This is a genomic window from Enterobacter cloacae complex sp. ECL72, from assembly GCF_019056635.1.
Lineage (GTDB): Bacteria > Pseudomonadota > Gammaproteobacteria > Enterobacterales > Enterobacteriaceae > Enterobacter > Enterobacter hormaechei_C.
In genome coordinates, this window is record NZ_CP077659.1 from 4,458,397 (window position 1) to 4,485,007 (window position 26,611).

Genomic DNA, 26,611 nt, shown 5'->3' on the forward strand with positions numbered 1-26,611 from the left:
AGGTTTGTATTTGTGTGGTGAATTGTTCTGGTGAATGCCCCTCACCCCGGCCCTCTCCCCCTGAGGCTGAGAGTTCCCCACAAAATAATGCCTGCACAGACGGCCCCCTCTCCCTTGAGGGAGAGGGCTGGGGTGAGGGGGAACATACGGCTCTGGTGGTCATTCCGTTCACGTTATGTTCCTTGCTACTCTGTCACGACATAACCGGTGAACGTGCCAGGGTGGCTCAGTCGCCACCACCCTGGCGACCCGGGCTTCCGGCGGAAAATCGCCGCTTCGCGGTGCCTTCGGCTTATTCCTTCCGGCTTATCGGGGACGGGCGGAGGTAACATCCCTGTAAAGCCCGCCCTCTCGGCGCATCCCTGCGCCTCGCCCCGGCCTACAGGAAACGCCTCAGCGATTTACAGCCGGACCGAGGCATCGCTGAAAGCCCTCAGTTATTCTGAGGCAACGTTATAGCTTTTGCTTTCAAATTACTGGGGATCCCTCAGCCCCTGGGGAGAGGGTTAGGGTGAGGGGGTCTATTGATTACCCGCCCACACCACCATCACCTTATCGCCTTTGTGCTCGCGCACAAAGCCGTAGCCCTCTTTCATTGACAGCGTTGTTTGCTTGCCTTCACCCACCGCCGGATGACGGGCACGGAACTGCCCCAGAAGCTGCCAGTGGGCGACAGTTAACGCCTGTTTACCCGTGACGTCCTGCCAGTTCATATCCGAACGGGTTCCCTGTAGCGGATCGGAGCCCGTCGGGCCGAATGGACGCTCTGATTCATCGCCGTAATAGATCTGGACGCTTCCCGGTGCCAGCAGCAGTAACTCAGCGGCGCGCTGGCCCCCTTCACGGAACAGACGCGTATCATGGGAGGAGAGATAGCTCAGCACATTAAAACTTTGCAGCTTTTCTGCCATTTGCTGCCAGGTCAAATCCATATCGGCCAGACAGTCCACCGCTTTCGCCGCCTGCTCCTGATAGTCAAAGTTGATCATCGCATCGAAACCGTGGCGGTAATAATCGCTCTGCATCACGCCGTGGCCCCAGGATTCACCGGTCATCCAGAATGGCGCATTGTCGAGTTTTTTGTCCGGGTTGGCGGCTTTCCACGCGGCCAGCGCCTGGCTGGCCTGGTTTTTCAGTTGCTGCCAGGCTTCAGGCTCAACGTGCTTAGCGGTATCGACCCGGAAGCCGTCGATGCCGTAGTCACGTACCCACTGGCTGAGCCAGTGGGTCAGGTAATCTCGCGGCGTGAAATTCGTCATCACTTTCGCGTTGGTGTCGGGCTTGTGTTGATAAAAGTTCGGCAAACCTGACGGGATCTTAGATTCCGTTTTCAGATCCGGCAGAAAGGCTAGCGACATGGTCAGATCGTCAAAGCCCGGGTTGTCATAATCACCGATATCGGTACGGATCCATTTTTTACCCCACCATTTTTCCCATGCGGCTTTGTCACTGAAGTTGATGTAATCGTTGAAGCTGTGCCAGCTTTGACCCGCGCCTGGCTTCCAGTCAGTCCAGCGCTCGCCGAGGGTTTTTTTCAGCTCATCGCCCTGCAAATAGAGCGCGCCAAACTGATACTCCTGCATATCTGCAAGCGTCGCATAACCCGCGTGGTTCATGACAATGTCAAACAGGACGCGGATACCGCGCCTGTGCGCGTCGTCGACAAGCTGGCGTAAATCATCTTCGCTGCCCATGTTGGCGTCGAGTTTCGTCCAGTCCTGAGTGTAATAGCCGTGATAGGCGTAGTGGGGGAAATCCCCTTTGGTGCCGCCGCCAACCCAGCCGTGGATTTGCTCCAGTGGTGAGCTTATCCAGAGCGCATTCACGCCCAGTTGCTGAAGGTAATCCAGTTTGCTGGTAAGCCCTTTCAGATCGCCGCCGTGGAAAGTACCAATCTCCTGCATACCGTCTTTATGGCGGCCATAGCTGTTGTCGTTGGTGGGGTCGCCATTTACGAAGCGATCGGTCAGCACGAAATAGACGGTGGCGTTTTGCCAGCTGAATGGCGCGGGTTTGTCCGTCTCGGCGCGCTCAAGCAGCAGCAGGCCATTGCTGTTGGCGGCTGGCTGAAGAATTACTTTGCCGTTTTGAACGGTCGCGGTCTGTTTGCTGTAAAAATCACGCACCACCGTGCCTTCCGGAAAGGTGTTAACGACATCGATCGTGAGCGGTTTGCCGTCCCACTTCGGGCACTGGCGGGTAACGTTTGCGACAGGCTGTGGCGCCGCACTTTGTACCGTCAACATCAGCGTCGGCGTTCCCGAGCGCGTATCAATACGCATCTGATAAACGCCGTCACGGAATAACCGCCACTGCGGTGGGGTCCCTTCGCAGGGTTTGAGCGACAGCATCTCGTTGAGTTTAATGGCACCTGTCGGCTGCCAGCACGCGTTATCAAGACTCAACGTCAGCGGGCGGGTACCCTTCGCAAGCGTTGCCTGGCTGGTAAAGACGCCGGTACCTTCAGCGCTAAACGCGTTAAATCCCGGCGATGACCAGTCGGCATGCGCGAATGCGGGTAACATCAGAACAGCTAATGCAGTGCGTTTCATTCCATTTTCCTGTCGCGGCATTTTTGACCAGTGTGCCACTCGGCTCAGGGGAAAAACTCCTCCTCTGAGGCTTTCTGCCAGGAGGACGCGAAGGGATGAGTGATCCCGCGCAAAATTAGGCAGTTATCTGCGATATCGCGCACATTTTTCCAGTGCTGGTGATTTAATGATCATGTTCCGGATGACATAGTTTCGGAATTGGACTATTTGTATACGTGCTCTTGAGGACTATTTTTGGTATGACTTGAGATTCCGCTCTCAAATTTTTGAAGAAAATAAGGTGTTGGAATGTTTATATCCGACCAGGAGACCTAATGATATCGACTCCCATTCGACGATATGGGGCCGCGATACTCATGTTACTCACCATGGCATTTTCAGGTGAGGTGCTTGCAAAGACGCACGCGGATACAACGAGTAAGAAAGCCCACGTAATAAAGACGACAAGCAGTAAGGTTAGCAGTAAACAAGAGTATTCTCGCAATAGTGCAAAGAGTAGTTCACTTCCTGATTTGCGAAAATACCCTTCCGGGACACCAAGGAAAAAAGCGTTTCTCCGGACGGTAATGCCTTACATTAAAAGTCAAAATGCCGCGATTACTGCGGATCGTAACTGGCTGATCTCCAAACAGTACGATAGCCGCTGGTCGCCGTCTGAGCGCACTCGCCTGAAAGACATCGCCAAACGCTATAAAGTGAAGTGGAGCGGGAACACGCGTCGTGTGCCGTGGAACACTCTGTTAGAGCGTGTGGACATTATTCCAGGCAGTATGGTCGCGACAATGGCCGCCGCCGAAAGCGGTTGGGGCACCTCGAAGCTGGCACGCAACAACAACAATCTGTTTGGCATGAAATGCGCAAAAGGTCGTTGTACTAATGCACCCGGCAAGGTGAAGGGCTATTCACAGTTTGAATCGGTGAAAGATTCCGTGAATGCCTATGTGGTGAACCTGAACACCCACCCGGCCTACTCCTCGTTCCGTAAGTCACGCGCTCAGCTGCGTAAGGCGGATCAGGAAGTAACGGCTACGGCGATGATCCACAAGCTGAAAGGTTATTCCACTCAGGGACAGCGTTATAACAATTACCTGTTCTCCATGTACCAGGATAACCAGCGTCTGATTGCCGCACATATGTAATGAAAAACGCCTTCCACTGGAAGGCGTTCTTTTTTCTAGAGCAGGACTTCACTGTACCGTTCCCGGTACTCCTTCGGCGTGGTGTCATACTCTTTTCTGAACACCGAATAGAAATACTGAAGCGACGGATAGCCGCACATCTGTGAAATCTCGTTGATCGACAGCGAGGTGGAGATCAGCAGACTGCGCGCTTTCTCCAGCTTTTCCGCATGGATCACGGCGTGAATCGTCTCACCGACTTCCTCTTTGAACCGCTTCTCCAGATTCGAACGTGAAATGCCGACCGAATCGAGCACCTGATCGACCTTAATCCCTTTGCAGGCATGATTGCGAATGTAGTGCATCGCCTGAATCACGGCCGGATCGTTTAAGGAGCGGTAGTCAGTTGAGCGACGCTCGACCACGCGAACGGGCGGAACCAGCAGACGCTGGAGCGGCAGGGATTCGTTGGCTAACAGTCTGTGCAGCAGCTTTGCGGCCTGATAGCCCATCTGACGGGTACCCTGAGCCACGGATGAGAGCGCCACGCGCGACAGATAGCGCGTAAGCTCTTCGTTATCAATACCAATCACGCACAGCTTTTCAGGCACCGGAATATGCAAATGTTCACACACCTGTAATACGTGGCGGGCGCGGGCGTCCGTCACGGCGATAATCCCTGTCTGGGGTGGCAGAGTTTGCAGCCAGTCAGCCAGGCGATTTTGTGCGTGCTGCCAGTTTTCTGGCGCGGTTTCCAGCCCCTGATAAACGACGCCGCGATACTTCTCCTGGGCAACCAGCTGGCAGAAGGCATATTCACGCTCCATCGCCCAGCGCTTTCCGCTGGTGGCGGGCAATCCGTAAAACGCAAAACGATGTACGCCTTTCTCCTTTAAATGGAGGAAGGCGGTCTCGACCAGAGCATGGTTATCCGTGGCGATATAGTGAACGGGGGGGTAATGTTCCGGTGTATGGTAAGAGCCGCCAACGCCCACGATAGGCACGTCGACGCCACTCAGCAACTGTTCAATCACGGGGTCGTCAAAGTCAGCGATGACCCCGTCTCCCAGCCAGTCTTTGATGTTCTCCAGACGGGTACGAAAATCTTCTTCGATGAAAATATCCCATTCGGATTGCGACGCCTGCAAATATTCGCCAACCCCTTCAACCACCTGCCGGTCATAGGCTTTGTTGGCATTGAATAACAACGTAATGCGGTGACGCTTTTCAAACATGGCTCATTTCCCAAATTAGTCACGATAGTGTTATCAGGCGCGCCGCTTGGTGGCAGAGTCCATCCAGACTGCCAGCAAAAGAATGGCACCCTTGACGATATACTGCCAAAACGTCGGCACGTCCATCATACTCATCCCGTTATCCAGCGAAGCCATAATAAATGCGCCCATCACCGCCCCCGCCACGCTGCCAATGCCCCCGGCGAGGCTGGTCCCGCCAATCACGCAGGCGGCGATGGCGTCCAGCTCGGCAATATTACCCGCAGACGGGGAGCCCGCCCCCAGTCGCGAACTGAGGATCAGCCCCGCGATGGCCACCATCAGGCCGTTGATGGCAAAGACGGCGAGTTTGGTGCGTTCTACGTTGATACCAGATAAACGCGCGGCTTCCAGATTGCCGCCGATGGCATAAATACGGCGACCGAATGCGGTACGTGTGGCCATAAACATTCCACCTAACAGCAACAGCGCCAGCAGCAGAACGGGCGTTGGGACGCCGCGATAATCGTTTAACAGCCAGATGGCGCCCAGCACAATCACCGCAGTAAGCGCCTGACGGCCGACAACCGAGGTTGAGGCAGGCGAGGCCAGCCCCAGCGCCTGGCGACGCATGCGTCCTCGCCATTGCCACGCGACAAACGCCATCAGCCCAACCACGCCGATCGTAAAACCGACGCCATCAGAGAGGTAGCTTTGGCCAATCTGGGACATCGAGGCGCTGGTCGGGGAGACGGTGGTGCCGTTGGTGATCCCAATCAGAATGCCGCGGAAGGCCAGCATCCCCGCTAAGGTGACGATAAACGACGGGACTTTACGGTAGGCCACCCACCAGCCATTCCACGCCCCCAGCAGCAGACCTAGCACCAGCGTGACCGCAATCGTCAGCGGCAGCGGCCAGCCTAGCCAGACGTCAAAAATTGCCGCCACGCCGCCGAGCAGACCCATCATCGACCCTACCGACAGGTCAATTTCCGCTGAGATAATCACAAAGACCATCCCCACCGCCAGGATCCCGGTGATGGCGGTCTGACGCAGCAAGTTAGAGACGTTACGTGCGCTTAAATAGGAGCCATCGGTCATCCAGGTAAAGAACAACATGATCACGATAATGGCGGCAATCATTACAAAAACTTGCAGATTCAGCGATTTAAGTCCTGCGAACGCACCGGGCGTCGGAACAGCGACTTTGATATCAGACGGGTTGCTTTTCGACATGGCGTTCGCTCCTTAAGGCAGCTTCCATCACCTGCTCTTGCGTCAGGTTCTGGTTGTTCAGGTTGGCTTTGAGTTTCCCTTCATGCATGACCAGCACGCGGTCGCTCAGCCCCAGCACTTCAGGCAATTCGGACGAGATAACAATGACGGCAATCCCTTGCTGCACAAGCTGGTTGATCAGCTTGTAGATTTCATACTTCGCGCCGATATCGATCCCGCGGGTGGGTTCGTCCAGAATTAAAATGCGCGGATTAAGCAGCAGGCAGCGCGCCAGAATCGCTTTCTGCTGGTTGCCGCCGCTCAGGCGTCCTATCGCCAGCTCCGGCGAGGAGGTTTTCACCTTAAGCCGGGCAAGCGACTGGAGAATACACTGCTGTTCTGCGGCATCATCCAGGCTGCTCAGCGCGCCGGAAAACTGGCTGAGCGCCGCCAGCGTGATATTTTTTCCCACCGCCATTACCGGCACGATGCCGTCTTTTTTGCGGTCTTCTGGCACCATGGCAATGCCCTTAGCAATAGCCTGCTGGCAGTTGTCGATTTTTACCGGCTGACCGTCGATATAAATTTTGCCTTCCCAGCGCCCCGGCCAGACGCCAAAGAGACACTGCACGGCCTCGGTTCTTCCCGCACCCACTAAACCCGCAATGCCGAGAATTTCGCCGCGGTGCAGCGAGAAGGAGAGGTTATCCACGCGCTTGATATGGCGGTTAACGGGATGCCACGCCGTCAGGTTTTCCACGCGCAGGAGCTCTTCGCCGATGGTGTGCGGTTCGTTGGGATACAGCGCGGTGAGTTCGCGACCCACCATCATGGTGATGATGTCATCCTCGCTCATGCCTTCTGCTTCACGCGTGCCGATGTGCTGCCCGTCGCGGATGACGCAGATGGTGTCGGAAATGGCTTTCACCTCATTGAGCTTGTGCGAAATATAGATGCAGGCGATACCGTGGTTTTGCAGATCGCGGATGATATTGAGCAGTACGGCGGTTTCCTGTTCGGTGAGTGAGGCGGTTGGTTCGTCGAGGATCAGCAGGCGCACCTGTTTGTTCAGCGCCTTGGCGATCTCGACCAGCTGCTGCTGGCCTAAACCTAAGTCGCCCACGCGCGTATCCGGTGAGATAGCCAGGCTCACCTGAGCCAGCAGTTTTTCGCAGCGCAGCGTCATGGTGTCGTAATCCAGTACGCCGTGGCGTGAGAGTTCGGCACCGAGAAAGATATTTTCCAGCACGGTAAGGTGCTTCACCAGCGCCAGCTCCTGGTGAATGATAGCGATGCCTTTACGTTCGGTATCGCGAATGTGCGTGGCCTGGAGCACCTCACCGGCAAAAACGATTTCGCCCTCGTAGCTGCCGTGCGGGTAGATCCCGCACAACACTTTCATCAGCGTGGATTTTCCCGAGCCATTTTCGCCGCACAGCGACATCACTTCGCCGGGATTCAGCCGCAGGCTTACGTTATCGACTGCTTTCACCGCCCCGAAGGCTTTGGTGATGCTTTTCATTTCAAGTAAATAAGACATAACTGCTCCGCATAGCCCAACAGATGAACAGGGCAGGTCAATGCGCCCCTGCCGGGCAGGGGCTGCGCTGGATTACAGTTCACTCTTCTTATGGAAACCGTCTTTCACCACGGTGGCGTCAATATTCTCTTTGTTGACTTCGATAGGGGTAAGCAGGCGAGCAGGTACGTCTTTCAGGCCGTTATTTAACGTCGCGTCTGCTTTAGGTTGCTGGCCATTGCCCAGCTCAACGGCAATTTCGGCGGCCGTATTGGCAAGCTCGGTAATGGGCTTATACACCGTCATGGTCTGGGTACCCGCGATGATGCGTTTTACACCCGCAAGGTCGGCGTCCTGGCCGGAAATAGCGACTTTCCCGGCCAGACCCTGCGCGCTCAGCGCCTGAATGGCGCCACCCGCAGTGGCATCGTTAGAGGCCACCACCGCATCGATTTTGTTGTTATTTGCGGTCAACGCGTTTTCCATAATTTTCAGCGCGTTTTCCGGTAACCAACCGTCAGCCCACTGGTCGCCGACGACTTTAATTTTGCCCTCGTCGATATATGGCTTCAGCACTTTCATTTGTCCCTGGCGGAACAGTTTGGCGTTGTTATCCACGGGCGAGCCGCCCATCAGGAAATAATTCCCCTGAGGCACTTTTGCGACCAGGCTTTTAGCCTGTAATTCGCCCACCTTTTCATTGTCGAACGAAATATAATAATCAATATCGGCATTATTAATCATGCGGTCATAAGCCAGGACTTTTATCCCTTCCTGTTTCGCTTCTTTCACCACGTTGCTTAATACCTGGCCGTTATACGGGATAATGACCAGCACATCGACGCCACGGTTGATCATATTCTCGATTTGCGACATTTGCGTCTCTTCGTTGCCGTTAGCGGACTGAACGAACACCTCCGCGCCGAGAGATTCCGCTTTTTTAACAAAGATATCGCGATCTTTTTGCCAGCGCTCCAGGCGTAAGTCATCAATCGCCATGCCGATTTTGACCTCTTTGGCGTGTCCGACAAAGCTTGCAAGCAGGAGAGTAGTGCAGAGCGTTAGGGTCAGGTTCTTTATCTTCATAATTATTAGGCCTTTTTGTAGGGGTATGTGTAGCTGAGATAAAAGAAACGTTCACTGCTGAGACGCAGCAAATTTTTAACGTGGAAAGGCCTGCTGGCAATTACAGATTTTTATCTTCTCATTACGATATTTGGTTTATTTCTGAATTTATGACCGCGATCGGATTTTAAAAAGCGTAACCTATTAATTACATTTGATTCTGGAATGCGCGCCGAAAAATAGTTTGTCTGCGCATTATTTTGCGAGCCAGCGCACAATTGCGCATTATCTCAATAGCAGTGTGAAATAACGTAATTGAGCAACCTCCAATGTCTATTCACTATTACTCCAGAAGCAAGACCACGCCGCATACCCTGATTATGGAGCTCAATATGCAAGCTTATTTCGACCAACTCGATCGCGTTCGTTTCGAAGGCACGAAAACGACCAATCCTTTAGCATTTCGTCACTACAACCCGGATGAGCTGGTGCTGGGTAAGCGCATGGAAGATCACTTGCGCTTTGCCGCCTGCTACTGGCACACCTTCTGCTGGAACGGTGCCGATATGTTCGGCGTGGGCTCTTTTGACCGTCCATGGCAACAGCCGGGCGAGGCCATTGAGCTGGCGAAGCGTAAAGCCGACGTCGCGTTCGAGTTCTTCCATAAGCTGAACGTGCCGTACTACTGTTTCCACGATGTGGACGTGTCGCCGGAAGGGGCATCGCTGAAAGAGTATCTGAACAATTTCGCGCAGATGGTCGACGTACTGGCTGAAAAACAGCAGCAAAGCGGCGTCAAGCTGCTCTGGGGTACGGCTAACTGCTTTACCAATCCTCGCTATGGCGCGGGTGCGGCAACCAACCCGGACCCGGAAGTCTTCAGCTGGGCGGCAACCCAGGTCGTGACCGCGATGAACGCCACGCATCAGCTGGGCGGTGAGAACTATGTACTCTGGGGCGGTCGTGAAGGCTATGAAACGCTGCTGAATACCGACCTGCGTCAGGAGCGTGAGCAGATTGGTCGCTTTATGCAGATGGTTGTGGACCACAAACACAAAATCGGTTTCCGCGGCACGCTGCTGATTGAGCCAAAACCACAGGAGCCAACCAAGCATCAGTATGATTATGATGTCGCCACCGTGTATGGCTTCCTGAAGCAGTTTGGTCTGGAAAAAGAGATCAAAGTGAATATTGAGGCTAACCACGCTACCCTGGCGGGCCACTCGTTCCATCACGAAATTGCCTCTGCGATTGCACTGGGCATCTTCGGCTCTGTCGATGCTAACCGTGGTGATCCACAGCTGGGCTGGGATACCGACCAGTTCCCGAACAGCGTGGAAGAGAATGCGCTGGTGATGTACGAGATCATCAAAGCGGGCGGTTTCACCACCGGCGGCCTGAACTTCGACGCCAAAGTGCGTCGCCAGAGCACCGACAAATACGATCTGTTCTACGGGCATATTGGCGCGATGGACACCATGGCGCTGGCGCTGAAAGTAGCGGCCCGTATGATTGAAGACGGTGAGCTGGATAAGCGCGTGGCGAAGCGCTACAGCGGCTGGAACAGTGAGCTGGGCCAGCAAATTTTGAAAGGTCAGTTATCGCTTGCGGAGATCGCGAAGTACGCTGAACAGCATCAGCTTGCGCCGCAGCATCAGAGTGGCCATCAGGAGCTGCTGGAAAACCTGGTCAATCACTACCTGTTCGATAAATAACAGCATCCAGGCCCGGTAAGCGCAGCGCCACCGGGCATTTTCGTCAAAGGAGCCACCACATGTATATCGGGATCGATCTTGGCACGTCGGGGGTGAAAGCCATCCTGTTAAGCGAGCAGGGCGATGTATTAGCCACGCACACTGAAAAGTTGCAGGTTTCACGTCCGTATCCGCTTTGGTCGGAACAAGATCCGGAGCAGTGGTGGCAGGCGACGGACCGTGCGATGAAAGCCTTAGGCGAGCAGCACAGCCTGCGCGACGTGAAGGCACTGGGCATTGCCGGGCAAATGCATGGCGCAACGTTGCTGGATAGTCAGCATCGCGTTCTGCGCCCGGCTATTCTCTGGAACGATGGCCGCTGTGCGGAAGAGTGCGCGATCCTTGAGGAGCGTGTGCCTGCGTCCCGCGAAATTACGGGCAACCTGATGATGCCCGGTTTTACCGCGCCAAAACTCCTGTGGGTGCAGCGCCATGAGCCTGAGATTTTCCGTCAGGTGGCGAAGGTTCTGTTGCCGAAAGACTACCTGCGTTTTCGCATGACAGGGGATTTTGCCAGCGACATGTCTGACGCCGCGGGCACGATGTGGCTCGACGTGGCGAAACGGGACTGGAGCGAGGCGATGCTGGATGCCTGCCAGCTGACGCGCGACCATATGCCTGCGCTGTTTGAAGGCAGTGAAATCACGGGGGCTTTACAGCCTTCTGTTGCTGAACGCTGGAACATGCCAGCCGTACCTGTCGTCGCCGGCGGCGGCGATAATGCGGCGGGTGCGGTCGGCGTGGGGATGGTCGAGGCAGGGCAGGCCATGCTCTCACTCGGTACCTCCGGCGTCTATTTTGCCGTCAGTGACGGGTATCGTAGCAACCCTGGAAGCGCCGTACACAGCTTCTGCCACGCGTTGCCGGGTAAATGGCATTTGATGTCGGTGATGCTGAGCGCGGCTTCCTGCCTCGACTGGGCGGCAAAGCTAACCGGAATGGCGGACGTCCCGGCGCTTATCACAGCGGCACAGCAGGCAGATGATAATGCCGGTGCGGTTTGGTTTTTACCGTACCTTTCCGGCGAGCGGACGCCGCATAACAACCCGGAAGCGAAAGGGGTGTTCTTCGGTCTTACCCATCAGCACGGCCCGGCAGAGCTTGCGCGCGCGGTGCTTGAAGGCGTTGGCTATGCTCTGGCGGACGGAATGGATGTCGTGCATGACTGTGGACTGACGCCATCCAGCATTACGTTAATTGGCGGCGGTGCACGAAGCAGCTACTGGCGGCAAATGTTTTCCGATATCAGCGGGTTGCAGCTGGACTATCGTACGGGAGGCGATGTCGGCCCGGCGCTCGGTGCGGCACGGCTGGCGCAAATTGCGCTGAACCCGGATAAACCACTGCACCAGCTTTTGCCCCAGCTGCCGCTTGAACGGCAGCATCGTCCTGATGCGAAAAATCATGCTCGCTATGCTGAAAGACGAGACGTGTTCCGCAAAATCTATCAGCAGCTTTTGCCGCTAATGTCATAAACAGGAGCCGGGTGGCGCTAACGCTTACCCGGCCTACCAGCCTTCAACCGGGTTAGCTTACAAACCTGCGCGTATCGATTCTTTGCAGCAACATTGACAGCAGCAGGCTGACAACCAGCGTAACGGTAAATATCCAGACAATATCCAGCACCGGCCAGCTTTTAAGCTCAACGCCGCGGGTGCGCAGGGCGTGGATCACCAGCGCGTGAAAACCGTAAATGCCCAGCGAGTGGCGAGAGATAAACCCCAGCACCGGAAGCGGGCGGGCATTCAGGGTGTTTTTAACCAGCGTCAGCAGAGAGATCGCGCAGATAAAGACCATCGGCCCGCAGTAGAGATACCAGGTATCGGCAAAGTTGCCGCGCCATTGCAGCTCATGCAGCGTCCCGCGAGATATAATAAACACACCGACGAGAAACGCGGCCGCGCATAGCCAGTTTATTCCTCGCTTTTGCGTCTCCATCATGCCAATGGCGCGCCCCAGCATGCCGTACAGCACGTAATAAAACGTATCCCCGGTGATATAAAGGTTAACGGGCAGCCATTCAAAGCCATCAATTTTCTGTGAAACGGTATTCGGGTTGGCCACGATCCCGATTATTACCATCAAGGCCAGCAGCATTTTACCGCTGACGTTTTTTACCTGAATTAACGGTGACACCAGATAGATAACGATTATCGCGAAGAAAAACCACAGATGATAGAACACCGGTTTTTGCAACAAATTGAGCAGGGAACGTTCAGCGTTAATTGAAGTGAACAGGATGATATAGAGCAGCGAAATGGCGCTGTAAAACAGCAGACAGGAGACAATACGGATGAAATGTCTTGGCTGCGCGCTACGCTCGCCAAAAAAGAGAAAACCGGAAATCATAAAGAACAGCGGGACGCTCACGCGGGAGGCCGAGTTCAGAATATTGGCGACATCCCAGTTAACAGGGCTGATACTGTGCGCGTTCGTGACATACCAGGTCGTTGTGTGGATCATCACCACCATCAGACAGGCTATTCCCCGCAGGTTATCAATCCAGTTAATTTTTGACTGCATCAGTTCCTCTGTATTCCTGATAAAAAAAGTGTGACTGCGATTGTGTAAAACTTTTCCCTTGGAAAATTCTGAGTTTAGCCAGGCTAACTTGTAGGGAGCTGGCGAGATTCGCAGAATGACGGACTTTAATCTATAAACGTGTTGCTACTAAAAATAACAGCCACTGACCAGGGCGGTAATAAAAATGATGATGAAGCGTGGGGTGTCACTCTTTCTGCTGCTCTTATTAACAGGATGCAGTGCTTCTGAGGAGATACCTGTCCAAAAAGCGCAGCAGGGGAAAATGAGCCCGGAGCGTTCCCTGAATATGGAACAGCTGTGCAGGGATCAGGCGGCTCACCGCTATAATTCCGAAGCACAGAAAATTCATATAAACGGCTTCGAGCGCTTTCAGGGCAGCTATGAACTGAAAGGCTATACGGCGCGTAAAGAGGGCTTTGTCTGCTCTTTTGATGCAGACGGCCAGTTTTTACATCTCTCAATGCGTTAAATTGCTCGTATAAGCAGCAACCAGAGCCTTCGCAGGTTTTGGCTGTAGGGCTTATTCCCCAATTTTCCCTAAACAACCCCGTTTCGTACTGTATATCTTGCAGCCAGCGGGTATACTGATCCCTTCCATTTAAAACCACACGTATCCAGCACGAAATACTATGCAAAAGTTTGATACCAAGACCTTCCAGGGCCTGATCCTGACCTTACAGGATTACTGGGCTCGTCAGGGCTGCACCATTGTTCAACCTTTGGACATGGAAGTTGGCGCAGGCACCTCACACCCGATGACCAGCCTGCGCGCGTTAGGGCCAGAGCCAATGGCGACCGCCTATGTGCAGCCATCCCGTCGTCCGACCGATGGCCGTTACGGCGAAAACCCGAACCGTTTGCAGCACTACTATCAGTTCCAGGTGGTGATTAAGCCATCACCCGACAACATTCAGGAACTGTACCTCGGGTCACTGAAAGAGCTGGGTATGGATCCAACCATTCACGACATTCGTTTCGTGGAAGATAACTGGGAAAACCCAACGCTGGGTGCCTGGGGTCTGGGTTGGGAAGTGTGGCTGAACGGCATGGAAGTGACCCAGTTCACTTACTTCCAGCAGGTTGGCGGTCTGGAATGTAAACCGATTACCGGCGAAATCACCTATGGTCTGGAACGTCTGGCCATGTACATTCAGGGCGTAGACAGCGTTTACGACCTGGTCTGGAGCGACGGCCCGCTGGGTAAAACCACCTACGGCGACGTGTTCCATCAGAACGAAGTGGAGCAATCCACCTATAACTTCGAATACGCGGACGTGGACTTCCTGTTCACCTGCTTCGAGCAGTACGAGAAAGAAGCCCAGCAGCTGCTGGCGCTGGAGACTCCGCTGCCGCTGCCTGCCTACGAGCGTATTCTGAAGGCTGCCCACAGCTTCAACCTGCTGGATGCCCGCAAAGCGATCTCCGTGACTGAACGTCAGCGCTACATTCTGCGTATTCGTACCCTGACCAAAGCCGTTGCAGAAGCTTACTACGCGTCCCGTGAAGCCCTTGGCTTCCCGATGTGCAACCGAAACAAATAAGAGGCGGCCATGTCTGAGAAAACTTTCCTGGTGGAAATCGGCACTGAAGAGCTGCCACCAAAAGCCCTGCGCAGCCTGGCTGAATCTTTCGCTGCGAACGTCACTGCTGAGCTGGATAACGCTGGCCTGGCGCACGGTAAAATTGAGTGGTTTGCTGCGCCGCGTCGTCTGGCGCTGAAAGTGGCAAACCTGGCGGCGTCCCAGCCGGATCGCGAAGTTGAAAAACGTGGCCCGGCCATTGCTCAGGCGTTCGACGCGGAAGGCAAGCCGAGCAAAGCGGCAGAAGGCTGGGCGCGCGGCTGCGGCATCACCGTTGATCAGGCTGAGCGTCTGACCACCGACAAAGGTGAATGGCTGCTGTACCGTGCCCATGTGAAAGGCGAAAGCGCCGAAGCGCTGCTGCCTGACATGATCGCGACCTCGCTGGCAAAATTGCCGATTCCTAAGCTGATGCGCTGGGGCGCGTCCGACGTACACTTTGTGCGTCCGGTTCACACCGTGACCCTGCTGCTGGGCGATACCGTTATCCCGGCGACCATTCTGGGCGTGGCGTCCGATCGCGTGATCCGCGGCCATCGCTTTATGGGCGAGTCGGAGTTCACTATCGACAATGCTGACCAGTACCCGCAGATCCTGCTGGAGCGCGGCAAGGTCATTGCTGACTACGAACAGCGTAAAGCCAAAATCAAAGCGGACGCAGAAGACGCGGCGCGCAAAATTGGCGGTAATGCCGATCTGAGCGACAGCCTGCTGGAAGAGGTGACTTCGCTGGTCGAATGGCCGGTTGTACTGACCGCGAAATTCGAAGAGAAATTCCTGGCCGTTCCGGCAGAAGCGCTGGTTTACACCATGAAGGGTGACCAGAAGTACTTCCCGGTTTACGCCAACGACGGCAAGCTGCTGCCAAACTTCATCTTCGTGGCGAACATCGAATCGAAAGATCCGAGCCAGATTATCTCCGGTAACGAGAAAGTGGTGCGTCCGCGTCTGGCGGATGCCGAGTTCTTCTTCAATACCGACCGTAAAAAACGTCTGGAAGACAACCTGCCGCGTCTGCAAACCGTACTGTTCCAGCAGCAGCTGGGTACGCTACGCGACAAGACCGACCGTATCGCGGAGCTGTCCGGCTGGATTGCCCGTGAAATTGGCGCCGACGTTAACCACGCTACCCGTGCGGGCCTGCTCTCCAAGTGCGACCTGATGACCAACATGGTGTTCGAATTTACCGACACCCAGGGCGTGATGGGCATGCACTACGCGCGTCACGATGGCGAAGCGGAAGACGTGGCGGTAGCCCTGAACGAGCAGTATCAGCCGCGCTTTGCCGGTGACGATCTGCCGTCTAACCCGGTTGCCTGCGCCGTGGCGATTGCCGATAAGATGGACACCCTGGCGGGTATCTTCGGTATCGGTCAGCATCCGAAAGGCGACAAAGACCCGTTCGCGCTGCGTCGTGCTGCGCTGGGCGTGCTGCGAATCATCGTAGAGAAGAACCTCAACCTCGATCTGCAAACGCTGACCGAAGAAGCGGTACGTCTGTACGGCGATAAGCTGACCAACGTGAAGGTTGTGGATGATGTTATCGACTTTATGCTCGGTCGTTTCCGCGCGTGGTATCAGGACGAAGGTTACTCCGTTGATACCATTCAGGCGGTGCTGGCGCGTCGTCCGACCCGTCCGGCAGATTTCGATGCGCGTATGAAAGCGGTATCCCACTTCCGTACGCTGGAAGCGGCGTCTGCGCTGGCCGCGGCCAACAAGCGTGTATCCAACATCCTCGCGAAATCCGACGAGACGCTGAACGAGCGCGTCAACGCTGCAACCCTGAAAGAGCCGGAAGAGATTTCTCTGGCGATGCAGGTTGTGGTGCTGCGCGACAAGCTGGAGCCGTATTTCGCGGAAGGTCGCTACCAGGAAGCGCTGGTGGAGCTGGCGGAGCTGCGTGACGTCATCGACGCCTTCTTCGAGAAGGTGATGGTGAACGTGGAAGATAAAGAGCTGCGGATTAACCGTCTCTCGATGCTTGAGAAACTGCGTGAGCTGTTCCTGCGCGTGGCGGATATTTCGCTGCTGCAATAACGTAAAAAACCCGCCCCTGACAGGCGGGAAGAACGGCAACTAAACTTTTTCTCTTCGTAGGCCGGGAAAGCGTAGCGCCTCCCGGCAAAAGCCCGATGGCGCGATGCTTATCGGGCCTACGTTACTTTGAGATACTTTTTCTTTACACCCTCTCAAACACCGTCGCGATACCCTGACCCAATCCAATACACATCGTTGCCAGTCCGAACTGGGCATCTTTGCGTTCCATCAGGTTAATCAGCGTGGTACTGATACGCGCCCCGGAGCAGCCCAGCGGGTGACCGAGGGCGATCGCGCCGCCGTTGAGGTTAATCTTCTCGTCGATCTGATCCATCAGCCCCAGATCTTTAATGCACGGCAGGATCTGCGCGGCGAACGCTTCGTTCATCTCAAAGAGATCGATATCACTTGCGCTCAGCCCCGCTTTTTTCAGCGCCAGTTTTGATGCCGGAACCGGGCCGTAGCCCATGATGGAAGGATCGCAGCCCACGACTGCCATCGAACGCACGCGGGCGCGTGGCGTCAGGCCTAATTCGCGGGCGCGGCTCTCGCTCATCACCAGCATCGCGGCGGCACCGTCGGACAGGGCAGACGAGGTGCCCGCCGTTACCGTACCGGTGACCGGATCAAACGCCGGACGCAGGGTAGAAAGCGCTTCAACGGTTGTTTCAGGACGGATAACTTCGTCGTAGCTGAACTGCTTCAGTACGCCGTCTGCGTCGTGACCGCCGGTTGGGATGATCTCATTCTTAAAGGCACCAGACTGCGTGGCGGCCCAGGCGCGGGCATGCGAGCGCGCGGCAAACGCATCCTGCATCTCACGGCTGATGCCGTGCAGACGGGAGAGCATCTCGGCGGTCAGACCCATCATACCGGCGGCTTTCGCCACGTTGCGGCTCATGCCTGGATGGAAATCGACCCCGTGGCTCATTGGCACGTGGCCCATGTGCTCCACGCCGCCCACCAGACAGGCCTGCGCATCGCCGGTCATGATCATCCGCGCCGCGTCGTGCAGCGCCTGCATCGACGAACCGCAAAGACGGTTGACGGTGACGGCCGGAACCGAATGCGGGATCTCCGCCAGCAGGGACGCGTTACGGGCGATGTTAAAGCCCTGCTCCAGCGTCTGCTGCACGCAGCCCCAGTAAATATCGTCCAGCGCTGCTGGGTCCAGCGCCGGGTTACGCGCCAGCAGGCTACGCATCAGGTGCGCGGAGAGATCTTCCGCCCGCACGTTACGGAATGCGCCGCCTTTTGAACGGCCCATCGGGGTGCGAATCGCATCAACAATGACAACCTTTTCCATTGTGACTCCTTAAGCCGTTTTCAGTGCGCCAACCGGACGGGCTGGCTCAACTGCTGGATAGTAGGGTTCGTTATGGCGCGCTTTGTTACGCAGCCCTTCCGGCACCTCATAAAGCGGACCGAGGTGCTGGTACTGCTGTGCCATATCGAGATAGCGGGCGCTGCCGAGCGTATCCAGCCAGCGGAACGCGCCGCCGTGGAACGGAGGGAAGCCGAGGCCGTATACCAGCGCCATATCCGCTTCTGCCGGGCTGGCGATAATGCCTTCTTCGAGGCAGCGCACCACTTCGTTGATCATCGGGATCATCATCCGGGCGATGATCTCATCGTCGGTGAAGTCGCGTTTCGGCTGACTGACGTCGGCCAGCAGGCCATCCACCGCCGGATCTTCTTCTTTTTTCGGTTTGCCTTTGCTGTCTTCTTTATAGCGCCAGAAGCCCAGACCGTTTTTCTGACCAAAGCGGTTGGCGTCGAACAGGGCGTCAATGGCGTCGCGATAGTCTTTCTGCATGCGCTGCGGGAAGCCCGTCGCCATCACCGCCTGCGCGTGATGGGCAGTGTCGATGCCGACAACGTCCAGCAGATACGCCGGGCCCATCGGCCAGCCGAACTGTTTTTCCATCACCTTGTCGATTTTGCGGAAGTCTGCGCCGTCGCGCAGCAGCTGGCTGAAACCGGCGAAGTACGGGAACAGCACGCGGTTAACGAAGAAGCCCGGGCAGTCGTTAACCACGATCGGCGTTTTGCCCATCTTGCTCGCCCACGCCACCACTTTGGCGATGGTTTCGTCGGAGGTTTTTTCCCCACGGATCACTTCAACCAGCGGCATGCGATGCACCGGGTTAAAGAAGTGCATCCCGCAGAAGTTTTCCGGACGCTTCAGCACGCTCGCCAGTTCGCTGATAGGAATGGTGGAGGTGTTAGAGGCCAGCACGGTTTCCGGACGCACCTTGTCTTCGGTTTCGGCCAGTACCGCTTTTTTCACTTTCGGGTTCTCGACGACCGCTTCAACCACCACGTCCACACGGTCGAAACCGCTGTATTCCAGCACTGGCTGGATGGTGGAGATCACGCCTGCCAGCTTCAGACCGTCAATTTTGCCGCGCTCAAGCTGTTTATTCAGCAGCTTGGCCGCTTCGGTCATGCCCAGCGTCAGGGATTTCTCGTTGATGTCCTTCATCACCACCGGCACGCCTTTCCAGGCAGACTGGTAGGCGATGCCGCCACCCATAATGCCCGCGCCGAGTACCGCCGCGTGTTTTGGCGTTTCAACGTTTTTGGTAAGTTGTTTGGCTTTGCCCTTCACGAACTGATCGTTAAGGAAGATACCAACCAGCGCGCGGGCTTCGTTGGTGTGCGCCAGCGGGACAAAGCTCTGGTTTTCCAGCTTCAGGGCGTCATCACGGCCCAGACGGGCTGCCGCTTCAATGGTTTTCACCGCCGTGATCGGCGCCGGGTAGTGTTTACCCGCCGTCTGCATCACCATGCCTTTGGCGATGGTGAAGCTCATGGTGGCTTCAATTTTGCTGAGCTTCAACGGCTCCAGTTTCGGCTGACGTTTGGCTTTCCAGTCGAGATCGCCGTTAATCGCCTGACGCAGAATGGCGATAGCACCCTCAATCAGTTTTTCAGGCTTAACCACGCCGTCCACCAGGCCGATTTTCTGCGCCTGTTCTGCGCCGACATCTTTACCCGCGGCAATGATCTCCAGCGCGCTGTCGGCACCCAGCATGCGCGGCATACGCACGGAACCGCCAAAGCCCGGCATGATGCCCAGCTTGGTTTCCGGCAGGCCGATGCGCAGGTCCGGCGTCGCCAGACGGTAGTCGGTCGCCAGCACGCACTCGCAGCCACCGCCCAGCGCGTAGCCGTTAACGGCGGAAAGGGTCGGGACAGGCAGATCTTCCAGACGATTAAAAACGCTGTTGGCAAAGTGCAGCCACTGGCTCAGCTGTTCTTCGGGCACCAGGAACAGCGACAGGAATTCGGTGATATCCGCGCCAACGATAAAGGCCGCTTTGTTGGAGCGCAGCAGCAGCCCCTTTAAATCTGATTGCTTTTCAAGTACATCCAGCGCCTGGCCAAGACTGGCCACCGTCGCGGTATCAAGCTTGTTCACTGAGCCGGGGGCATCGAACACCAGTTCGGCAATGCCATCTTCCAGCCAGTCTACGTACAGGGTGTCGCCTTTGTAGAGCATGTCGGTCTCCTGAATCCAGCAATTGGATCTGGTCATACCAGATGAAACGGAGTGTGGAATTTATGTTAATAAAATGCAAATTAGTCATTAAGAAATTGCTGCGCTGATCACGGTCGGTGGAAATCACGCAGCCGCAGTGAGGTGTGCTAAGATGCGATGACTTGAGGTCAAAAAAACGAAAGGAAGAATGATGGACTCACTGGCTTCGCTTTATAAAAATCATATCGTTACCCTACAGGAACGTACCCGCGATGTACTGGCCCGCTTCAAGCTGGATGCCCTGCTGATCCACTCCGGCGAGCTGATGAATACTTTTCTTGATGACCATGCTTATCCCTTCAAGGTTAACCCGCAGTTTAAAGCCTGGGTGCCTGTCACGCAGGTTCCAAATTGCTGGCTGCTGGTGGATGGCGTGAACAAGCCGAAACTGTGGTTCTACCTGCCGGTCGATTACTGGCACAACGTGGAGCCGCTGCCGACCTCATTCTGGACCGAAGAAATTGACGTGATAGCGCTGCCAAAAGCAGACGGCATTGGCAGCCAGCTGCCAGCGGCGCGCGGCAACATCGGCTACATTGGACCGGTTCCTGAGCGTGCGCTGGGTCTGGATATTCCGGCAGATAAACTCAACCCGAAAGGCGTGCTGGATTATCTACACTACTATCGCGCCTACAAGACCGACTACGAACTTTACTGCATGCGTGAAGCGCAAAAAACGGCGGTGAATGGCCACCGTGCGGCGCATGAAGCGTTCCAGTCCGGTATGAGCGAGTTCGATATTAATCAGGCCTACCTGACGGCGACCGGCCACCGCGATACCGACGTGCCGTACAGCAACATCGTGGCGCTGAATGAACATGCCTCGGTTCTGCACTACACCAAACTGGATCATCAGGTTCCGGCTGAGATGCGCAGCTTCCTGCTGGACGCGGGGGCTGAGTACAATGGTTATGCGGCAGACCTGACCCGTACCTGGGCGGCGAATGCGGACACCGATTTTGCGCAATTGATCAAAGACGTGAACGACGAACAGCTGGCGCTGATTGGCACCATGAAGGCCGGAACCAGCTACGTGGATTATCACATCCAGTTCCATCAGCGCATCGCTAAACTGCTGCGTAAGCATCAGATTGTCAAAGACATGAGCGAAGAGGCGATGGTTGAGAACGATCTGACCGGGCCATTTATGCCGCACGGTATCGGTCACCCGCTGGGTTTGCAGGTTCATGACGTCGCGGGCTTTATGCAGGATGATACCGGTACGCACCTGGCGGCGCCGTCTAAATATCCTTATCTGCGCTGCACCCGCGTTCTGGCGCCGCGTATGGTATTGACCATCGAGCCGGGCATCTACTTTATTGAATCCCTGCTGGCGCCGTGGCGCGAAGGGCAATTCAGCAAGCACTTCAACTGGGAGAAAATTGAAGCGCTGAAGCCGTATGGCGGCATTCGTATCGAGGATAACGTGGTTATTCACGAGAGCAGCATTGAGAACATGACGCGAGATCTGAAGCTGGCCTGATGGAAAGCTGGCTGATACCGGCCGAGCCGGTCACCTTTGTTGAGGAAATCAAGAAAAGCCGCTTTATCACGCTGCTGGCGCATACCGACGGCGTGGAGGCGGCGAAGGCGTTCGTCGAGTCCGTCCGCGCGCAGCACCCCGATGCCCGCCATCACTGTGTGGCGTGGGTCGCAGGGCCGCCAGACGACTCACAGCAGCTCGGGTTTTCTGACGACGGTGAACCGGCGGGTACGGCCGGAAAACCGATGCTATCCCAGTTGATGGGCAGCGGCGTGGGTGAAATCACCGCCGTTGTTGTCCGCTACTACGGGGGCATTTTGTTAGGCACCGGAGGGCTGGTTAAAGCCTACGGAGGTGGTGTCCAGCAAGCGCTTAATCTGCTGATAACAACCCGCAAAACGCCACTTACGGAATATACTTTGTTATGCGATTACGCCCAGCTATCGGGTATCGAAGCACTGCTTAAACAGTTTAACGGTGTCATCGCACACAGTGATTATCAGGCAATGGTGCAATTACGCGTGGCGCTTCCTCAGGCGGAACTGGCTGCTTTTTCAGCAAAACTCGCTGATTTTAGTCGCGGTTCATTGCAATTACTGCCGATTGAAGAATAATCCCCACCTCACAATTTTGAATACCTAAGGAAGCGGCAGAGATGCATTTTCGTGCCATTACCCGAATCGTTGGATTGCTGGTCATACTTTTCTCCGGGACAATGATCATTCCCGGACTGGTGGCGCTCATCTACCGGGACGGCGCGGGGCGTGCATTTACGCAAACCTTTTTTGTCGCGCTGACGATTGGCTCCCTGCTGTGGTGGCCAAACCGCCGTGAGAAAGGTGAACTGAAATCCCGGGAGGGGTTTCTGATTGTGGTCCTGTTCTGGACGGTACTGGGAAGCGTGGGTGCGCTGCCGTTTATCTTCTCCGAACAACCGAATCTCACCGTCACGGATGCGTTTTTTGAATCGTTCTCCGGATTAACGACCACCGGCGCCACCACGCTTGTGGGGCTGGATTCGCTCCCGCATGCGATTCTCTTTTACCGGCAGATGCTCCAGTGGTTCGGCGGTATGGGGATCATCGTCCTGGCGGTGGCTATCCTGCCCATTCTGGGCGTCGGGGGGATGCAGCTTTACCGGGCGGAGATGCCCGGCCCGCTGAAAGATAACAAGATGCGCCCGCGTATTGCGGAGACGGCGAAGACCCTGTGGCTTATCTATGTCCTGCTGACGGTGGCCTGCGCGCTGGCGCTGTGGTTTGCCGGGATGCCTGCGTTTGATGCCATCGGGCACAGCTTTGCGACTATTGCTATCGGCGGGTTCTCCACCCACGATGCCAGCGTCGGCTACTTCGACAGCCCGACAATCAATACCATCATTGCCATCTTTTTGCTGATCTCAGGCTGTAACTACGGTCTACACTTCTCGTTGCTTAGCGGAAGGAGCCTGAAGGTGTACTGGCGCGACCCGGAATTCCGGATGTTTATTGGCGTCCAGCTGACCCTGGTGGTTATCTGTACCCTGGTACTGTGGTTCCACGATGTTTATAACTCGGCGGTCACGACCCTGAACCAGGCCTTCTTCCAGGTGGTATCGATGGCGACAACCGCTGGTTTCACCACGGACAGTATTGCGCGTTGGCCACTGTTCCTGCCGGTGCTGCTGTTGTGCTCTGCGTTTATCGGCGGTTGCGCGGGGTCAACGGGCGGCGGTCTGAAGGTGATCCGCATTCTGCTGCTGTTCAAGCAGGGGAACCGTGAGCTGAAACGTCTGGTCCACCCGAATGCGGTTTACAGTATTAAGCTGGGGAACCGCGCGTTGCCGGAGCGCATCCTCGAAGCGGTGTGGGGATTCTTCTCCGCTTATGCGCTGGTCTTTATTGTCAGTATGCTGGCGATTATCGCCACGGGCGTGGATGATTTCTCTGCCTTCGCCTCTGTGGTGGCAACGTTAAACAACCTGGGGCCGGGGCTGGGCGTCGTGGCGGATAACTTCGCCAGTATGAACCCGGTGGCGAAGTGGATCTTAATCGCCAATATGCTGTTTGGGCGTCTTGAGGTCTTTACGCTGCTGGTGCTGTTTACCCCAACATTCTGGCGTGAGTAAGGAGACTTTGGTGAAAACGTTAATTCTTTTCTCAACGCGTGACGGACAAACGCGTGAGATTGCTTCATATCTGGCTTCTGAACTCAAAGAGCTGGGCATTTATTCTGATGTGGTGAACCTGAATCGCACAGAGCAGATTGCCTGGCAGGATTACGACCGCGTGGTCATTGGCGCTTCAATTCGTTACGGCCATTTCCATCCGGCGCTGGATCGCTTTGTGAAAAAGCATACGGCGGAGCTCGCTCAACTGCCTGGCGCGTTTTACTCGGTCAACCTGGTTGCCCGTAAAGCGGAGAAGCGTACGCCGCAGACCAACAGCTATACGCGCAAGTTTTTGCTAAGTTCGCCATGGCAGCCCGATATCTGTTCTGTCTTTGCTGGCGCGCTGCGTTACCCGCGTTACCGCTGGTATGACCGCTTTATGATCCGCCTGATCATGAAAATGACGGGCGGGGAAACGGATACGCGTAAAGAAGTGGTTTATACCGACTGGGCCCAGGTCGCCAGTTTTGCCCGTGAAATTGCGCGTTTAACGGACGATGCGCGGGATAAATAAGCGTTGAGTTTGAAAAGTGAGCGAACGAAATTTTTTTTGTATTTAGTGCTTGTCACTTCAGAAGAACTCCCTATAATGCGCCTCCACTGACACGGAACAACGGCACGCAAGCCGCCGGGTCAGCAGAGAAAAGCAAAACAAACGCTTGACTCTGAAGCGGGAAAGCGTAATATGCACACCCCGCGCCGCAGCGAAAACGAAGCGGCACTGCTCTTTAACAATTTATCAGACAATCTGTGTGGGCACTCAAAGTGACATGGATTCTTAATGTCTTCGGACACTAAATGAATACCAAGTCTCAACGAGTGAACACGTAATTCATTACGAAGTTTAATTCATTGAGCATCAAACTTTTAAATTGAAGAGTTTGATCATGGCTCAGATTGAACGCTGGCGGCAGGCCTAACACATGCAAGTCGAACGGTAACAGGAAGCAGCTTGCTGCTTCGCTGACGAGTGGCGGACGGGTGAGTAATGTCTGGGAAACTGCCTGATGGAGGGGGATAACTACTGGAAACGGTAGCTAATACCGCATAATGTCGCAAGACCAAAGAGGGGGACCTTCGGGCCTCTTGCCATCGGATGTGCCCAGATGGGATTAGCTAGTAGGTGGGGTAACGGCTCACCTAGGCGACGATCCTAGCTGGTCTGAGAGGATGACCAGCCACACTGGAACTGAGACACGGTCCAGACTCCTACGGGAGGCAGCAGTGGGGAATATTGCACAATGGGCGCAAGCCTGATGCAGCCATGCCGCGTGTATGAAGAAGGCCTTCGGGTTGTAAAGTACTTTCAGCGGGGAGGAAGGCGATAAGGTTAATAACCTTGTCGATTGACGTTACCCGCAGAAGAAGCACCGGCTAACTCCGTGCCAGCAGCCGCGGTAATACGGAGGGTGCAAGCGTTAATCGGAATTACTGGGCGTAAAGCGCACGCAGGCGGTCTGTCAAGTCGGATGTGAAATCCCCGGGCTCAACCTGGGAACTGCATTCGAAACTGGCAGGCTAGAGTCTTGTAGAGGGGGGTAGAATTCCAGGTGTAGCGGTGAAATGCGTAGAGATCTGGAGGAATACCGGTGGCGAAGGCGGCCCCCTGGACAAAGACTGACGCTCAGGTGCGAAAGCGTGGGGAGCAAACAGGATTAGATACCTGGTAGTCCACGCCGTAAACGATGTCGACTTGGAGGTTGTGCCCTTGAGGCGTGGCTTCCGGAGCTAACGCGTTAAGTCGACCGCCTGGGAGTACGGCCGCAAGGTTAAAACTCAAATGAATTGACGGGGCCCGCACAAGCGGTGGAGCATGTGGTTTAATTCGATGCAACGCGAAGAACCTTACCTACTCTTGACATCCAGAGAACTTAGCAGAGATGCTTTGGTGCCTTCGGGAACTCTGAGACAGGTGCTGCATGGCTGTCGTCAGCTCGTGTTGTGAAATGTTGGGTTAAGTCCCGCAACGAGCGCAACCCTTATCCTTTGTTGCCAGCGGTTAGGCCGGGAACTCAAAGGAGACTGCCAGTGATAAACTGGAGGAAGGTGGGGATGACGTCAAGTCATCATGGCCCTTACGAGTAGGGCTACACACGTGCTACAATGGCGCATACAAAGAGAAGCGACCTCGCGAGAGCAAGCGGACCTCATAAAGTGCGTCGTAGTCCGGATTGGAGTCTGCAACTCGACTCCATGAAGTCGGAATCGCTAGTAATCGTGGATCAGAATGCCACGGTGAATACGTTCCCGGGCCTTGTACACACCGCCCGTCACACCATGGGAGTGGGTTGCAAAAGAAGTAGGTAGCTTAACCTTCGGGAGGGCGCTTACCACTTTGTGATTCATGACTGGGGTGAAGTCGTAACAAGGTAACCGTAGGGGAACCTGCGGTTGGATCACCTCCTTACCTTAAAGAACCTGCCTTTGTAGTGCTCACACAGATTGTCTGATGAAAAACAGCAGTAAAAAACCTCTACAGGCTTGTAGCTCAGGTGGTTAGAGCGCACCCCTGATAAGGGTGAGGTCGGTGGTTCAAGTCCACTCAGGCCTACCAAATTTTTGCTGATGCTGCGTTGCGGCGACACTCACATACATAAGTATGCTTCGTGTCACCACACCTTGCCTCAACAAAAATTACCGGTACAGAGGTGACTACGATGGGGCTATAGCTCAGCTGGGAGAGCGCCTGCCTTGCACGCAGGAGGTCTGCGGTTCGATCCCGCATAGCTCCACCATCTTTACTGCGAACACAAGAAAACTTCAGAGTGAACCTGAAAAGGTGCACTGCGAAGTTTTGCTCTTTAAAAATCTGGATCAAGCTGAAAATTGAAACG

General features: G+C 55.4%; 18 protein-coding genes, 2 tRNA genes and 1 rRNA gene. 13 read left to right on the forward strand and 8 right to left on the reverse strand.

Annotated elements, in window-relative coordinates; translation table 11 throughout:
* Positions 1-521: 521 nt before the first annotated feature.
* Positions 522-2,552: an alpha-amylase gene (locus KTH07_RS21480; RefSeq protein ID WP_015572748.1), complete on the reverse strand. Its 2,031-nt coding sequence runs from the start codon at positions 2,550-2,552 to the stop codon at positions 522-524.
* Between the two features lie 314 nt (positions 2,553-2,866).
* On the opposite strand from KTH07_RS21480, the gene KTH07_RS21485 reads away from it, so the two are divergent.
* Positions 2,867-3,691: a protein bax gene (locus KTH07_RS21485; protein WP_023295596.1), complete on the forward strand. Its 825-nt coding sequence runs from the start codon at positions 2,867-2,869 to the stop codon at positions 3,689-3,691.
* A gap of 35 nt (positions 3,692-3,726) precedes the next feature.
* Here the strand turns inward: KTH07_RS21485 and xylR are convergent, their stop codons facing one another.
* The 4 genes from xylR to xylF form a co-directional block, all read right to left on the reverse strand.
* Positions 3,727-4,905, reverse strand: coding sequence for a D-xylose utilization transcriptional activator XylR (xylR, locus tag KTH07_RS21490; protein ID WP_032620462.1), 1,179 nt, complete (start codon positions 4,903-4,905; stop codon positions 3,727-3,729).
* A 33-nt stretch (positions 4,906-4,938) separates the two neighbouring features.
* Positions 4,939-6,120: a xylose ABC transporter permease XylH gene (gene xylH, locus KTH07_RS21495; RefSeq protein ID WP_003860151.1), complete on the reverse strand. Its 1,182-nt coding sequence runs from the start codon at positions 6,118-6,120 to the stop codon at positions 4,939-4,941.
* Positions 6,098-7,639: a xylose ABC transporter ATP-binding protein gene (locus KTH07_RS21500; protein WP_015572746.1), complete on the reverse strand. Its 1,542-nt coding sequence runs from the start codon at positions 7,637-7,639 to the stop codon at positions 6,098-6,100. The genes xylH and KTH07_RS21500 overlap by 23 nt, the downstream gene beginning before the upstream one ends.
* Positions 7,640-7,711: 72 nt before the next feature.
* Entirely contained in the window at positions 7,712-8,704 is a 993-nt protein-coding gene (gene xylF, locus KTH07_RS21505) for a D-xylose ABC transporter substrate-binding protein (RefSeq protein WP_023304608.1), read from the reverse strand.
* Between the two features lie 371 nt (positions 8,705-9,075).
* Here xylF and xylA point away from each other — a divergent pair, with 371 nt between their 5' ends.
* Positions 9,076-10,398 carry a xylose isomerase gene (gene xylA / locus KTH07_RS21510; RefSeq protein ID WP_026080557.1) on the forward strand — a complete coding sequence of 441 codons (1,323 nt, stop codon included), beginning with the start codon at positions 9,076-9,078 and terminating at the stop codon, positions 10,396-10,398.
* Between the two features lie 59 nt (positions 10,399-10,457).
* The gene (xylB, locus tag KTH07_RS21515) at positions 10,458-11,912 is read left to right on the forward strand and encodes a xylulokinase (RefSeq protein WP_063162180.1); all 1,455 of its coding nucleotides are present in this window, start codon (positions 10,458-10,460) and stop codon (positions 11,910-11,912) included.
* A 52-nt stretch (positions 11,913-11,964) separates the two neighbouring features.
* Here xylB and KTH07_RS21520 read toward each other — a convergent pair whose 3' ends face one another.
* Complete coding sequence (locus KTH07_RS21520; protein WP_023304607.1) at positions 11,965-12,960, reverse strand: acyltransferase; 996 nt, start codon at positions 12,958-12,960, stop codon at positions 11,965-11,967.
* A gap of 184 nt (positions 12,961-13,144) precedes the next feature.
* Between KTH07_RS21520 and KTH07_RS21525 the strand changes: the two genes are divergently transcribed.
* The 3 genes from KTH07_RS21525 (at position 13,145) to glyS (ending at position 16,601) form a co-directional block, all read left to right on the forward strand.
* Entirely contained in the window at positions 13,145-13,450 is a 306-nt protein-coding gene (locus KTH07_RS21525; RefSeq protein ID WP_017693801.1) for a YsaB family lipoprotein, read from the forward strand.
* Positions 13,451-13,610: 160 nt separating this feature from the next.
* On the forward strand, positions 13,611-14,522 hold the full coding sequence (glyQ, locus tag KTH07_RS21530; RefSeq protein WP_003860141.1) for a glycine--tRNA ligase subunit alpha: 912 nt from the start codon (positions 13,611-13,613) through the stop codon (positions 14,520-14,522).
* 9 nt (positions 14,523-14,531) lie between these two features.
* Positions 14,532-16,601, forward strand: a complete 2,070-nt coding sequence (glyS, locus tag KTH07_RS21535; RefSeq protein WP_032620459.1) for a glycine--tRNA ligase subunit beta — start codon at positions 14,532-14,534, stop codon at positions 16,599-16,601.
* Between the two features lie 142 nt (positions 16,602-16,743).
* Here glyS and fadA read toward each other — a convergent pair whose 3' ends face one another.
* Together fadA and fadB are read right to left on the reverse strand one after the other, a co-directional pair.
* Complete coding sequence (gene fadA / locus KTH07_RS21540; protein WP_000416981.1) at positions 16,744-17,907, reverse strand: acetyl-CoA C-acyltransferase FadA; 1,164 nt, start codon at positions 17,905-17,907, stop codon at positions 16,744-16,746.
* 9 nt (positions 17,908-17,916) lie between these two features.
* Positions 17,917-20,106: a fatty acid oxidation complex subunit alpha FadB gene (fadB, locus tag KTH07_RS21545; protein ID WP_023304605.1), complete on the reverse strand. Its 2,190-nt coding sequence runs from the start codon at positions 20,104-20,106 to the stop codon at positions 17,917-17,919.
* Positions 20,107-20,296: 190 nt separating this feature from the next.
* On the opposite strand from fadB, the gene pepQ reads away from it, so the two are divergent.
* The 7 genes from pepQ to KTH07_RS21580 all read left to right on the forward strand — a co-directional run bounded on the left by pepQ (position 20,297) and on the right by KTH07_RS21580 (position 26,512).
* Positions 20,297-21,628, forward strand: coding sequence for a Xaa-Pro dipeptidase (pepQ, locus tag KTH07_RS21550; protein WP_023304604.1), 1,332 nt, complete (start codon positions 20,297-20,299; stop codon positions 21,626-21,628).
* The gene (locus KTH07_RS21555) at positions 21,628-22,242 is read left to right on the forward strand and encodes an IMPACT family protein (RefSeq protein ID WP_015572737.1); all 615 of its coding nucleotides are present in this window, start codon (positions 21,628-21,630) and stop codon (positions 22,240-22,242) included. Before pepQ ends, KTH07_RS21555 begins: the two co-directional genes overlap by 1 nt.
* Before the next feature lie 41 nt (positions 22,243-22,283).
* Entirely contained in the window at positions 22,284-23,735 is a 1,452-nt protein-coding gene (gene trkH / locus KTH07_RS21560) for a Trk system potassium transporter TrkH (RefSeq protein ID WP_006808591.1), read from the forward strand.
* A 10-nt stretch (positions 23,736-23,745) separates the two neighbouring features.
* A complete protein-coding gene (gene hemG, locus KTH07_RS21565; protein ID WP_017382603.1) occupies positions 23,746-24,291 on the forward strand; it encodes a menaquinone-dependent protoporphyrinogen IX dehydrogenase in 546 nt (181 codons plus the stop codon).
* Positions 24,292-24,646: 355 nt separating this feature from the next.
* A 16S ribosomal RNA gene (locus KTH07_RS21570) occupies positions 24,647-26,184 on the forward strand.
* A 70-nt stretch (positions 26,185-26,254) separates the two neighbouring features.
* A tRNA-Ile gene (locus tag KTH07_RS21575) sits at positions 26,255-26,331 on the forward strand.
* A 105-nt stretch (positions 26,332-26,436) separates the two neighbouring features.
* Positions 26,437-26,512 (forward strand) — tRNA-Ala (locus KTH07_RS21580).
* The last annotated feature ends 99 nt before the right edge of the window (positions 26,513-26,611 follow it).

Bases quoted from the DNA above. Each gene is read 5' to 3' on its own strand.
- fadB (WP_023304605.1), bottom strand. From the start codon at position 20,106: ATGCTCTACAAAGGCGACACCCTGTACGTAGACTGGCTGGAAGATGGC.
- pepQ (WP_023304604.1), top strand. From the start codon at position 20,297: ATGGACTCACTGGCTTCGCTTTATAAAAATCATATCGTTACCCTACAG.
- xylR (WP_032620462.1), bottom strand. From the start codon at position 4,905: ATGTTTGAAAAGCGTCACCGCATTACGTTGTTATTCAATGCCAACAAA.
- KTH07_RS21520 (WP_023304607.1), bottom strand. From the start codon at position 12,960: ATGCAGTCAAAAATTAACTGGATTGATAACCTGCGGGGAATAGCCTGT.
- glyQ (WP_003860141.1), top strand. From the start codon at position 13,611: ATGCAAAAGTTTGATACCAAGACCTTCCAGGGCCTGATCCTGACCTTA.
- KTH07_RS21555 (WP_015572737.1), top strand. From the start codon at position 21,628: ATGGAAAGCTGGCTGATACCGGCCGAGCCGGTCACCTTTGTTGAGGAA.
- glyS (WP_032620459.1), top strand. From the start codon at position 14,532: ATGTCTGAGAAAACTTTCCTGGTGGAAATCGGCACTGAAGAGCTGCCA.
- xylH (WP_003860151.1), bottom strand. From the start codon at position 6,120: ATGTCGAAAAGCAACCCGTCTGATATCAAAGTCGCTGTTCCGACGCCC.
- KTH07_RS21500 (WP_015572746.1), bottom strand. From the start codon at position 7,639: ATGTCTTATTTACTTGAAATGAAAAGCATCACCAAAGCCTTCGGGGCG.
- KTH07_RS21525 (WP_017693801.1), top strand. From the start codon at position 13,145: ATGATGATGAAGCGTGGGGTGTCACTCTTTCTGCTGCTCTTATTAACA.
- trkH (WP_006808591.1), top strand. From the start codon at position 22,284: ATGCATTTTCGTGCCATTACCCGAATCGTTGGATTGCTGGTCATACTT.
- xylB (WP_063162180.1), top strand. From the start codon at position 10,458: ATGTATATCGGGATCGATCTTGGCACGTCGGGGGTGAAAGCCATCCTG.
- fadA (WP_000416981.1), bottom strand. From the start codon at position 17,907: ATGGAAAAGGTTGTCATTGTTGATGCGATTCGCACCCCGATGGGCCGT.
- KTH07_RS21485 (WP_023295596.1), top strand. From the start codon at position 2,867: ATGATATCGACTCCCATTCGACGATATGGGGCCGCGATACTCATGTTA.
- KTH07_RS21480 (WP_015572748.1), bottom strand. From the start codon at position 2,552: ATGAAACGCACTGCATTAGCTGTTCTGATGTTACCCGCATTCGCGCAT.
- xylF (WP_023304608.1), bottom strand. From the start codon at position 8,704: ATGAAGATAAAGAACCTGACCCTAACGCTCTGCACTACTCTCCTGCTT.
- xylA (WP_026080557.1), top strand. From the start codon at position 9,076: ATGCAAGCTTATTTCGACCAACTCGATCGCGTTCGTTTCGAAGGCACG.